General features: G+C 67.7%; 7 protein-coding genes. 5 read left to right on the forward strand and 2 right to left on the reverse strand.

The genetic code is table 11. The features are described 5' to 3' along the window. Positions 1 to 11: 11 nt before the first annotated feature. Entirely contained in the window at positions 12 to 2,987 is a 2,976-nt protein-coding gene (locus ACMGRF_RS17255; protein ID WP_312549366.1) for a TonB-dependent receptor domain-containing protein, read from the reverse strand. Between the two features lie 134 nt (positions 2,988 to 3,121). Further along, positions 3,122 to 6,481, reverse strand: coding sequence for a TIM-barrel domain-containing protein (locus ACMGRF_RS17260; RefSeq protein WP_414485422.1), 3,360 nt, complete (start codon positions 6,479 to 6,481; stop codon positions 3,122 to 3,124). Positions 6,482 to 6,803: 322 nt separating this feature from the next. Between ACMGRF_RS17260 and ACMGRF_RS17265 the strand changes: the two genes are divergently transcribed. Genes ACMGRF_RS17265 through nagA form a run of 5 tightly spaced genes read left to right on the forward strand, consistent with a single transcriptional unit; the run spans position 6,804 to position 12,163 of the window. Then, positions 6,804 to 7,958: an SIS domain-containing protein gene (locus tag ACMGRF_RS17265; RefSeq protein WP_099486894.1), complete on the forward strand. Its 1,155-nt coding sequence runs from the start codon at positions 6,804 to 6,806 to the stop codon at positions 7,956 to 7,958. Beyond that, the gene (locus ACMGRF_RS17270; RefSeq protein WP_414485423.1) at positions 7,951 to 8,889 is read left to right on the forward strand and encodes an ROK family protein; all 939 of its coding nucleotides are present in this window, start codon (positions 7,951 to 7,953) and stop codon (positions 8,887 to 8,889) included. Before ACMGRF_RS17265 ends, ACMGRF_RS17270 begins: the two co-directional genes overlap by 8 nt. Positions 8,890 to 8,906: 17 nt before the next feature. Next, positions 8,907 to 10,241 carry a D-tagatose-bisphosphate aldolase, class II, non-catalytic subunit gene (locus tag ACMGRF_RS17275; protein ID WP_049417011.1) on the forward strand — a complete coding sequence of 445 codons (1,335 nt, stop codon included), beginning with the start codon at positions 8,907 to 8,909 and terminating at the stop codon, positions 10,239 to 10,241. A 33-nt stretch (positions 10,242 to 10,274) separates the two neighbouring features. Then, entirely contained in the window at positions 10,275 to 11,051 is a 777-nt protein-coding gene (locus ACMGRF_RS17280) for a DeoR family transcriptional regulator (RefSeq protein WP_049417055.1), read from the forward strand. Then, the gene (gene nagA / locus ACMGRF_RS17285) at positions 11,048 to 12,163 is read left to right on the forward strand and encodes an N-acetylglucosamine-6-phosphate deacetylase (protein ID WP_049439942.1); all 1,116 of its coding nucleotides are present in this window, start codon (positions 11,048 to 11,050) and stop codon (positions 12,161 to 12,163) included. Before ACMGRF_RS17280 ends, nagA begins: the two co-directional genes overlap by 4 nt. Positions 12,164 to 12,230: the final 67 nt, after the last annotated feature.

Here is a 12,230-nt window from a genome sequence, read left to right on the forward strand (position 1 = left end):
CGCAAACGGAATTACTTGAACCGGTAGCCGATGGTCACACTGTAACCACGGCCGAAGATGGTTGCGTAGTCACTGGAGTCACCCAGGAAGCTGTTCGGATCGTAGAACGGCAGGCGGTTGAACAGGTTCTTGACGGTGAAGCTCAGGTTCCACGCATCGTCCGGGCGCCAGGTGACGCTCATGTTGGCGGTCCACCACGACGGTGCACCATCGCACTTGCTCTTCTGCAGGGCCAGGTAGCCGCCGGTGCAGGTTTCCTTGTTGTTGCTCTCTTCGTCGATCTGGTCGGTGGCCCACTTGGTTCCGCCGACGTAGTTGACGAACATGCTGGTGGTCACCTGCTTGTAGGTCCAGTCGGCATTGAGCGTGGCACGCAGGCGCGGGTTGTTGTAATAGCCCACCACGTCGCCGTAGTACCAGCCGTTCTCCGCGTCCATGTAGAAGCGGTTGCGGTTGGCGATGGTGGCGGCCAGGCCGATGTTCAGGTTGCCCCAGTCGCCCAGCGAGAAGCGGCTGCGCGCGTCGATGTCGAAGCCGTCGATCAGCGTCTTGCCGCGGTTCTTGTACTGGCCGACCACGCTGGCCACGTTGCCGGCGGAGTAGCCCGGCAGGGTGGCCGGGCAGCTCACGCCGCTGGCCGGATCGGCGCACATTGCCGCCAGCTGCGCCAGGTTGGCGCGGTCGCTGTCGGTGATCGGCGAGCGCGACATCGAGATGATGTCTTCCATGCGGCGATAATCCGGCGCGACGATTTCATTGTTGCGGTAGATGAACCAGTAGTCGGCCGACACCGACAGCCAGCTCGCTGGCTCGTAGACGAAGCCGAGGGTGGCGATCTTCGCCTTCTCCGGCTTCAGGTCCTTGTTCGGCTGGGTCATGCGCGCCACGGTGCGGCTGCAGTCGACGTTCAGCAGGGTCTTGCCGAGGTCGACGTCACCCGGCCGCTGCGACTTCAGCAGCAGGTTGGCGATGGCGTTGGTCTCGCCGCAGCGCAGTTCGTCACGGAAGCCACCGAGCTGGGCGAACACGCCGCCGTTGCCGGACTCGGCCAGGCTCGGTGCACGGAAGCCGGTGGAATAGGTGCCGCGCAGCATCAGCTGATCGAACGCCTGGTACTTGAAGCCGATCTTCGGCGCGATGTTGGCACTGAAGTTCGGGTATTTGTCCACGCGCACCGCCGCATCCAGTTCCAGCTTGTCGGTGATCGGTGCCACGGTCTCGGCGAACAGCGCGTAGGTGTTGCGCTTGCCGTCGAACCACGAGCCGCCCTGCTGGGTGATCAGGCCGTTGGCCGCATCGGCGTTGCCCGGGGTGTAGAAGGTCTCACGGCTGGCATTGAAGCCGAACGCGGCGCGCATCTCGCCCGCTGGCAGCTGGAACAGCGGTCCTTCGATCTTGCCGTCCAGTGTATGCAGGCGGGTCCACGACTGGATGTCGAAGGTCGGGAAGGCTTCACGGATCAGCGCGGCGTTGGCTTCGCTGATCTCGCCGAACTTGTACGCCGGGTGGTCGGAGATGATCACCCGACCAGTGCCCGGATCGATCGTGTATGGGCCGAAGGCCTTCTCGAAGCCCTTGGTGTTGACGTTGATCGTCTGGTAGGTGGTGGAGTGGGTACCCGCGCTGGCGAATGCGGTTTCCCAGTTCCAGTCACCCACATTGCCACGTGCGCCTGCCAGCACGCGGTAGCTCTTGTCCGTGTTGCGCTGGCCGAAGTAGTTCGGGCCGGCATCCTGCAGCAGGTAGTTCAGGCCGACCACCCCGCCCATCATGGCCTTCAACTGCGGGCTGGCGTGGTTGTACTCGTTGTTCGGGCCCAGGAACGGGTACAGGAACTGGTTGACGGTGTTGCCGGTATTACGCGAGAACCAGCTGGTCGGGTTGCCGGTGGTGGTGCCGTAGGTGCGCGGCGTGCCGCCGTTGGCGCGCAGGTCGATGTCGGTGTAGGTCGCCTCGGCGAAGATCTCGGTGCTGTCACCCACCAGGAAAGTGCCGTTGAGGTAGGCGGTATTGCGCTCGGACTTGGCGCCGGCATCGATCTCGTTGTTCATCCAGGTTTCCCAGACGCAACGCGGACCGGCCGCTTCACTGGTCAGCACGTTCCTGCAGCCCGGCGCGGCTTCCTGCACGCGGCGGCCGGTGACCGGATCGAACGCGAAGTAGGTGCCCGGGTTGAACTCGCCCGGCTTGCTGCCCACACCCAGGCGCAGGTTGTTGAGGTAGTTCGGATTGTTGACGTAGTACTGGTCGGGCCGCTTGTCGTAGAAATCGCTCAGCGGAATCGCGTCGCGACGGTACATGTTGACCGCACCGTAGATGTTGAAGCGGTTCTCGGCCAGGTCACCGAAGCCGGCGGTGATGCTGGCCTGGCGCTCGCCGTAGGAATCGATGCGCGAGGAGGTGTCGTTGGTGAAGCTGATCTCGGCCCCCTGGAAGTTGCGCTTGGTGATCACGTTGATCACGCCGGCCACCGCGTCGGTACCGTACACGGCCGACGCGCCGTCGGTCAGCACTTCCATGCGCTCGATGGCCGCGGCCGGGATCGCATCGATGTTGACGAACTGGGTCTGGAAGCCGGCCGGCGCACCGTAGTACGACAGGCGGCGACCGTTCAGCAGCACCAGCGTGCCCTGTGCGCCGAGCCCGCGCAGGTTGGCCTGCGAGGCACCATCGGAACCGGTGAACAGCGAGCGCGCATCCTGCTGCGCCGGGCGAGCGGCCGGCAGGTTGTCGAGCACCTGCAGCAGCGTGCGCGCACCCATGTTCTGGATGTCCTGCTTGCTGATCACCTGCACCGGCGAGGCGGTTTCAACGTCGGTGCGGCGGATGTTGGAACCGGTGACCTCGATACGGGCCAGGTCGGTGGCGTTGTCCTTGCTCTCCTGGGCAAAAGCAGGAGCGGCAATCGAGAACAGCGCGCCGGCAATGGCCAGCGTCAGCGGAGCGATCGGGCGGCAGGGGGGGCGGTGGTGGCGGGCGGGCAACATCGGGGTTCTCTCCTGGCAGGGGTGCGGCGCAACTGAGTGAGCGCGTGGGCGTTCGGCGGGCAAAACGCTCCCGGGCCACGGCCATGAGGGCCGTAGTCGGGATGGGGCGGGGGAGGAGCGGTGTTACGTGGGGGTCATGGGGCGACGATGCTGGCGGAGTCGCCCTCCTGGCCGATCAGTACGGCGTTGGCCCAGTTGGCACAGACCTGGGCGGGTTGGCTGCCCTGCGCACCCAGCGTGCGCAGGCTCAGGGTGGAAAGGCCACGGATGTCCAGCTCCGGCTTGACGACGCCGGGCGCCTTCACCAGGCCGCTGTCGTACAGCAGGCGGTTGTCGCCCCATACCTGGAACTGCAGGCCGCCGGCGTTGCGGCAGGCGTCGTCGATGCCGAGGTCGGCACGCAGCAGGTGCCAGCCGCCCTGCAGGCGCAGGTCGATGCGGCTGTTGGCGCCGACCCCCAGGCCACGGCGGAACTGCAGGCCGTTCATGCGCATGCCGGCGTCGCCACGGAAGGACTGGTCGGTACGCAGCTGGCTGGCCAGCGCGGCCGGCACCGGCAGCTCGGAGAGATAGCGCTGCCGGGCCGGTCGCTCCGGTTCCTGGTGTTCGAGGATGTGGAAGGTGGACAGCGCGATCGGGCCGACGTCACGGGGCTGCAGCGCATCGAACGCGCGGGCGCTGCCCTGGGCGGCGGTGACCATCGGGTCGGTGCTGCTGGCGCCGTCGCCTTCGGGGTTCTGCACGCTCAGCACGCGGAAGCGCAGCAGGCGGCCGGCGTGGGCCGGGAAGTCGATGCGCTGCACACCTTCCTTCAGTTGCAGGCGGCCACGCGCGATCGGCTCGCCCCACTCACCGTTGCTGTCGCCCAGGTACACCTCGTAATCGCGCACCTGGCCGTGCTTCCAGTTCTTGTCGTTGCGCGGCGCGATGTCGATGCCATCGATCATCTTGCGCTCGCCGAAGCCGATCACCCACTCGTGCGCACCGGTGCGCACGGCCTGGTTGCGCACGCTGCGGAACCAGGTGGCCGGATCGTCGTCGAAGGCGCTCTCCAGCGCATGGCCGGGCTCTTCGGCCGGGCGGTTGACCACCAGCAGGCTGTCGGCCGGCAGTTCGCGGCCCAGCACCGGCGCGGCCGGGTAGGCATCATCGGCGGCTGCGGCAGCGACCGCGAAGTCCAGCTGCAGCTGCAGTGGCTGGCGGATGTCCTGGGCAGCCGTGCGCACATGCAGCGTGCCGCGGCGCTCCTGCGCGTCGAAGTACCAGCCCTCGTTGGCGCTGTTGAAGGCGGCGGCATCGGCCAGCGCCGGCAACGCGCGGCCACCGGCCTGCACTGAACGCGGCGCCTGCCGGCTGAGTACGCGCAGGCCGTAGCGGCGCTGCGCCAGCTGGCCGTTGTACTGGCCCTGCACCGCGTCGATCTGCACCTGCACCGGGCCGCTGCCCTGTGCCGGCGCCTGCACGCGGATCTGCTGCGTACTCGACTCGCCCCGCTGGTAGCGGCGCGTGTTGCCATCGTCTTCGTACAACGTGTACTGCGAGTCGCCCTGCGGGTACAGGTCGAAGGTCACTTCATCGAGCGGTTTTTCGCCATCGAACAGCATCGACGGATACATCGGCAGGATCGCACCGGCACGCACGAACACCGGCAGCGTGGCCAGGTTGACCTGGCGGTCGAGCTGGCGGCCATCGGCGCCGGCCTGCACGCGGCGGCCATCCCAGTAGTCGATCCACCCCCCGGCCGGCAGGTGGATGTCGCGGCGCCAGCCACGGCTGGCCGCCTGGCTGCGGTACACCGGCGCCACCAGCAGGTCGCGGCCGAGCAGGAACTGGTACTTGTAGGTCTCATCCTGTGCATGCGGGTCGCGCGGGTAGTCCCACATCAGCCCCCGCACCGGCGGTGCACCGGTCTGCGCGGCCTCGTGCACCAGCCCGTACATGTACGGGGTCAGGCGCATCTTCAACTTCAGGTAATCGCGGTTGATGCTGCGGTACGGCTCGTCGTACCACCACGGGTGCTTGCGCGCATTCGACGACCAGCCGCTCATGCCCATCAGCACCGGCGTGAACGCCTTCCACTGCAGGTCGCGGGTGAAGGTTTCGGCGCTGCCGCCGAAGATCGCATCCACATCGCCACTGGCGTAGGCCATGCCGGACAGGCCCGAACCGACCAGGGTCGGCACGTGCCAGCGGATGTAGTCCCAGCTGCTGCTCTGGTCGCCGGTCCACGCGACGGCGTAGCGCTGGATGCCGGCCCAGCCCATCACCGTCCACAGGAACGGGCGCGAATCGGAATTGTCGAGGATGCCGTTGAACGCCTGGCGGTTGGCGTCCATCGCGAACTGGTAGCCCTTGCCGGTCCAGGCCACGTCCAGCTTCTGCACGCGGCTGCCGGCCTTGCCGACTTCCCAGGCGATCTTGTCGACGCCGTTCTCGGTCCACAGACCGGTGCGGAAGCCGTAGCCCGCGAGCCCCTTCACCGTTTCCGGCAACTGCTTGTAACCGCAGCCGTAGCCATCGTTGGGCAGGATCCAGCCACCGGGCATGTCGTGGGCACGGTACTGCTTGGCCACCGAGTCGATCACATCCGGCGTGGTGCCGGTCGGGCCGTCACTCCAGCCTTCGGGCACGGTGCCGGGCTTCTTGGCATTGTCACCGTCGTTGTAGCAATCGGCATCGCCGTAGGACAGCGCCCAGCGCGCGACCATGTTCGGGCGGCCGGTCAGCTGGGTGTAGCGCTCGATCAGCTTGGGCAGGTCGGCGCCGACGAAGTAGTACGCGTCGAAACGGTCTTCGCGGTGCAGCAGCGTGGCCTGGTCGGGCTGGCGCAGGTCGTAGCTGCCATCGCTCCAGGTATTGCGCAGCATGCCCCAGCCACGGCTGCTCAGCAGCATCGGTGCAGGACTGGGACGGTCGCCCTCTTCCCAGCCGCCGGAATAGGACACTTCCAGCTCGCGGCCCTTGAACTGGTAACGGCCGTTCTGCTGGCCGCCACCGAAGTAGCCCTCATCGGCCTGCGAGGACAGCACCTGCACGCTCTGCGTGGCATCCAGGTCCAGCGGTTGCAGTTCCTGCCACAGCGCGGTGGGCTGGCCGTTGTCCAGCCGTTCCAGGCGCAGGCGCAGCGGCTGCCGCTGTACATGCAGGACCAGTGCATCGGTGCGCACGCGGATTTCCTGTGCGTCTTCTTCCAGCTGCGCCTGTACGTTCGCCTTGGGCTGCGGCAGCACGATCGGTGCGGCCTTGTCGCCGGCACCGGTCAGCGTGCCGTTGCGGCCCGCCTGCACGCGGATGATGTCGGTGGCCGGCAGTTCAATGCGGATGCGCGCGCCCTTGTCGGTCTGCAGGTCCCAGCCCTGCACGCCGTCGCTGCTGGCGCTGGCGGCAACCGAACGCAGGTTGCCGACCGGCTCGGCCTGGGCCGGCATGGACGCCAGCATCAATGCCGGCAACAGGGCCAGCATCAGCGGCGAGCGACGAACGCAGTTTTCCACGCGGACTCCCAACCCGTTCACCGGGCGTTTCGAAAGCGATTGGGCCGACTCTAGGGCAGCGATTCGAAAGATGTCAACAAATTGAAAGGAAAAAGGAAGATATATTCCATTGAAACGAAAGTTGTTGCGTCGCAATACTTTGTGTAAGCGCTTGCAGGCGCCTGTTAAGCATTGTGCGATACGGCATTTTGGCCTGTCCTTTCGTTTTCGTGGCCCTCCCCGGCTGGAAAAGTGACCCGGCCATTTTCTTTCTTTTTACTTTCGATGTTTGACATTTCGAAAGAAAACACAGATGGTGCGCTGGCCCAACTGGAACCTCCGAATGGACGTCACCCTGCTTTCCGATGTGTCCGCCTGGCAGCGCCTTGGCGGAGCCGATACCGCAACCGAAATCGCCCAGCAGCCTGCGCTGTGGGAAGCACTCGCACAGGACCTGTCGCGTGCCCGCGACCGCCTGCAGGCCTTCCTTGGCGACAGCCTCAACGATCCCAACCAGCGCGTGCTGTTCACCGGCGCCGGCAGTTCCGGCTTCATCGCCGAGATGGTGGCTGATGCGATCAACGCACAGTGGCCGGCCGAGGTGCGCGTGGTGCACACCACCAGCCTGCTGACCCACCCGGCGCTGTACCTGCAGCGTGACCGCCCGACCCTGCTGGTCTCGTTCGGCCGCAGTGGCTCCAGCCCGGAAAGCGTGGCAGCGGTCGATCGCGTGCGCAGCGACGTGGATGACGCGCGCTTCCTCGACATCACCTGCAACGCCGATGGCGAACTGGCCCGCCGTGGCGCCGGCCGTGCCGATACCTGCACCCTGCTGATGCCGTCGGCCAGCTGCGACCGCGCCTTCGCCATGACCAGCAGCCTGACCTGCATGCTGCTGGCCGCACTGACCGTGTTCGATCGTTCGCCGTGGGATGCGCGCGTGGCGCGCCTGAAGCAGATCGCCACGCTGGCCCGCGAAGGCCAGGCGCAGTGGGACGCACCGGTGGCAACGCTTGCGCAGCGCCCGTTCAACCGCGTGATCTACCTCGGCAGCGGGCCGCTGGAAGCGCTGGCCCGCGAGTGTGCACTGAAGGTGCTGGAGCTGACCGCTGGCCGCGTTCTGGCGCTGGCCAACACGCCGCTGGGCTTCCGTCATGGCCCGAAGTCGACGCTGGATGGCAACACCCTGGTGGTGGTGCTGCGCAGCGTGCAGCCGCTCGCGCGCCGCTACGAGCAGGACCTGCTGGAAGAACTGCGCCGTGATGGCGTGGCCGGGCAGGTGCTGGCGATCGGTCCGCATTCGGATATCGGCGCCGATGACGACTACACCCTCACCGTACCGGCGCTGGACGATCCGTGGCTGGCACCGGTGTGGCTGGGCTTCGCGCAGCTGTTCGCGCTGCAGCGCTCGGCCGCGCTGGGGCTGACCCCGGACAACCCGTTCCCGGATGGCACCGTCAACCGCGTCGTCAAGGGCGTCACCATCCACCATGGCTGAGCTGATCGCCCACGCCTGCTATGGCATCGACATCGGCGGCACCAAGATCGAGCTGGTGGCGTGCGATGCGGCGATGCAGGTCACCTGGCGCCGCCGCGTGGCCACGCCGCAGGGCGACTACGATGGCTTCCTGCAGGCCGTGGTGACGCTGGTGGCCGAGGCCGACGCCGCGCTGGGCCGGAATGATGCGGCCATCGGCATTGCCCTGCCCGGCGTGCGTGACCGCCGCAGCGGCCGCCAGCTCAGCGCGAACGTGCCCGCACTGACCGGCCAGTGCGTGGCGCAGGATCTGCAGGCGCGGCTGCAACGCTCGCTGCATTTCGGCAACGACCTGCAGTGCTTTGCCCTGTCGGAAGCGCACGGCGGTGCCGCCGAAGGCTATCCCAGCATGTTCGGCGCCATCCTCGGCACCGGTGCCGGCGGCGGCTTCTGCCTGCAGGGCCGGCTGCTGTCCGGCTTCAACGGCCTGGCCGGCGAATGGGGCCACTGGAGCGTGCCCGGCCATCTGCTGCAGCGCCATGGCCTGCCGCTGCTGGACTGCGGCTGCGGCCTGCAGGGCTGCGTGGAGCGCTATGTGTCCGGCAGCGGATTGGCCATGATCGAACGCCACCTCGGAGGCAGCGCCGTCGATGCCAGTGCGGTGATCACGCTGGCCGAAGCCGGCGATGCCCGCGCGCGCAAGGCGCTGGACATCCATCGTGACCTGCTCGGCCACAGCCTGGCCGCGCTGGTGCTGGCGCTGGACCCGCACGTGATCGTGCTCGGCGGCGGACTCTCGCAGTACGCGCCGCTGTACCAGCAGCTGCCGGCCGCCATCGCCACCCATCTGTTCAATGGCGTGCAGGTCCCCCCGGTTGTGCCGCCACGGTTCGGCGATGCCGGTGGCGCACGTGGCGCTGCCCTGCTCGCCTGCCAGCCCTCGTTTTCCTGATTGACCGGAGCGTGACCATGTCCCCGTTGCAGACCCTGCTTGCTTCCCACCGCGCCGGCGCCAACGTCGGCCTGTACAGCGTCTGCTGCAGCAACGAGCAGGTGCTGCGCGCGGCCATGCACGTCGCCCTGGCGCATGGAACCGTGCTGCTGATCGAGGCCACCTCCAACCAGGTCGACCAGTTCGGCGGCTACACCGGCATGACCCCGCCGCAGTACCGCGACTACGTCGGCACGCTGGCCGATGAAGAAGGCTTCCCGCGCGAACGGCTGATCCTGGGCGGCGACCACCTCGGCCCGAATGCCTGGCAGAAGCGCCCGGCGGCCGAAGCGATGACCCACGCGCGCGTGCTGATCGAAGCCTACGTCGCCGCCGGTTTCCACAAGATCCATCTGGATTGCAGCATGTCCTGCGCCGATGATCCGGTGCCGCTGCCCGATGCCATCGTCGCTGCGCGCTCGGCCGAGCTGGCCGAGATCGCCGAACGCACCGCCGCCGAACATGGCCTGCCGCCGCCGGTCTACGTGATCGGTACCGAAGTGCCGATTCCCGGAGGCGAAGCCTCGCTGGCCGAGGGCCTGCAGGTGACCACGCCGGCCGCCGCCGCGCAGACCCTGGCCATCCACCGGCAGGCCTTCGATACCCCGCAGCTGCGCGATGCGTGGCAGCGCGTGATCGCGATGGTGGTGCAGCCGGGCGTGGACTTCGACCACAGCAGCGTGCACGAGTACGACGCCGCGGCTGCCAGCACGCTGGCCGATTTCCTGGAACAGCAGCCACGCATCGTGTTCGAAGCGCACTCCACCGACTACCAGCGCGAGAGCGGCCTGCATGCGCTGGTGCGCGACCACTTCGCCATCCTCAAGGTCGGCCCGGCGGCCACCTTCGCCTACCGCGAAGCGCTGTTCGCGCTGGCCGCGATCGAGGCCGAACTGCTGCCGGCGGCACAGTGCTCGCGCTTGCCGCAGGTGCTGGACGAGGTGATGGTGGCACAGCCGAAGTACTGGCAGTCCTACTACCAGGGCGATGACGCCGCGCTGCGCCTGCTGCGCAGCTACTCCTTCAGTGACCGCTGCCGCTACTACTGGGGCGAGCCCGCGCTGGTGCAGGCGGTGCAGACCCTGTTCGCCAACCTGGAACAGCACGCGCCGCCACTGGTACTGCTCAGCCAGTACCTGCCGGAGCAGTACCGCGCCGTGCGTGAGGGCACGCTGGCCAACACGCCCACCGCGCTGGTGCAGCACCGCATCGGCCTGTGCCTGGGCGAGTACGCGCGCGCCTGCAGCGCCAACCAGGCCGGAACCCGCACGCAGAACGCACGTTCGGCTGCCGCCGTTGCTGCGAACGGCTAATCTCTACCTTTCCCCGCGAAACCGAGAATGGCCATGCGCAACACCCGCTCCCGCCGGCAACAGATCCTGCAGCTGCTGATCGAGCACGGCTCGGTGCAGGTCGCCGATCTGGTCGAGCGTTTCGGCGTGTCGGCGGTGACCATCCGTGCCGACCTGACCCACTTCGAGTCGCAGGGCCTGGCCAACCGCACCCACGGCGGCGCCACCCTAGTGCGCACGCCGCCGCAGGAACAGGACATCCATGAGAAGGACGCGCTGAACCTGCCGCTGAAGGAATCGATCGGTGCGCGCGCTGCGCGCCTGGTGCAGCCGGGCGACAACATCATCATCGATTCCGGCTCGACCACGATGACGCTGGCCCGCCACCTGCGCGCGCATCGCGACGTGACGGTGATGACCAATGGCCTGAACATCGCCTGGGAACTGGCCAATGCCGCGGGCATCACCGTGCTGCTGACCGGTGGCCTGCTGCGCCAGCAGTCGCTGTCGCTGCAGGGCAGCCAGGCCGAGGCCAGCCTCAACTCGTACAGCTTCGACACTCTGTTCCTGGGCGTGGACGGCCTGGACCTGCAGTTCGGCCTGACCACCCACGACGAGGCCGAAGCCCGCCTCAACCACCGCATGGTCGAGCGTGCGCGCCGCATCGTGGTGCTGACCGACGCCTCCAAGTTCGGGCGCGTCAGCCTGCACCGCATCGCCCGCCTGGACCAGATCCACGCCATCATCACCGATGCCGGTATCGACGACGCAACCCGCGAAGGGCTGCAGCGGCTGGGCATCGAAGTGATCATCGCCGAGCCTCCCGCATGACCGACGCCCGTTCCCTGCATGGCCGCATCCTCACCCCGCTGGGTTGGCGGCGTGGCCACGTCCACTTCGATTCACACGTTCGCCAGCTGCAGGTGGATGACCACAGCGGCGCTGACGACCTGCAGCTGCCGGTGATCCTGCCCGGCTTCATCGACCTGCACGTGCACGGTGCGGCCGGCGTCGACCTGATGCAGGGTGGCGATGTCGCGCGCACCATCGCACGCACCCATCTGCGCTTCGGTACCACCACACTGCTGGCGACCACCATGACCGCCGGCCTGGATGAGATCGAGCACGCGCTGCAGGGCGTGGCTGCGGCGATGGCGGTGCCCGATGCCGACGCCGCCAGCATCGTCGGCGTGCATCTGGAAGGACCATTCATCAGCCCGCAGCGCCTGGGTGCACAGCCCAACCGTACGATCGAGGCGACGCTGGCGCTGGTGCAGCAACTGCACGCACTCGCGCCGATCCGGGTGATGACGCTGGCTCCGGAAATCGGCGAGCACACCGCACTGATACCCGCGCTGGCGGCAATGGGCATCCGCGTGCAGCTCGGCCACAGCGCTGGCACCTACGAGGAAGGCGTGGCCGCGCTGCAGGCCGGTGCCTCCGGCTTCACCCATCTGTTCAACGGCATGACCGGCGTCGATCACTATCGCCCGGGCATCGCGGCGGCAGCACTGGCGCATGCACAGTACGCCGAGATCATTCCCGACCTGCAGCACATCCATCCCGGCGTGATCCGCCTGGCCGCGCGCGCGATCCCGCGCCTGTATGCGGTGACCGACGCGACGGCCGCCACCGGCATGCCCGACGGCGAGTACGCGCTGGGCCAGCAGCGCGTGCACAAGTGCGGCGGCTGCGTGCGCCTGGCGACCGGTTCACTGGCCGGCAGCGCGCTGACCATGGACCAGGCGCTGCGCAACCTGGTGCGCGTGGGTCTGGAGCTGGCCGACGCTTCGCAACGTGTTTCCACCTTCCCGGCCGACTACCTGGGCCTGGGCGATCGCGGCCGCATCGCGCCCGACGCCCGCGCCGACCTGGTGGTGCTGGACGCCGAACTGCGCCTGCAGCAGGTGGTGGTTGGTGGCCGGGTGATCGATCTGACCTGACGCAAGCGATGCGGCCCGGATGCCGCGCGGGCTCCCTGTAGAGCCGAGCCATGCTCGGCTCACCGCG

Source organism: Stenotrophomonas sp. EMP41 (genome assembly GCF_047495535.1).
Taxonomy (GTDB): Bacteria; Pseudomonadota; Gammaproteobacteria; order Xanthomonadales; family Xanthomonadaceae; genus Stenotrophomonas; species Stenotrophomonas sepilia.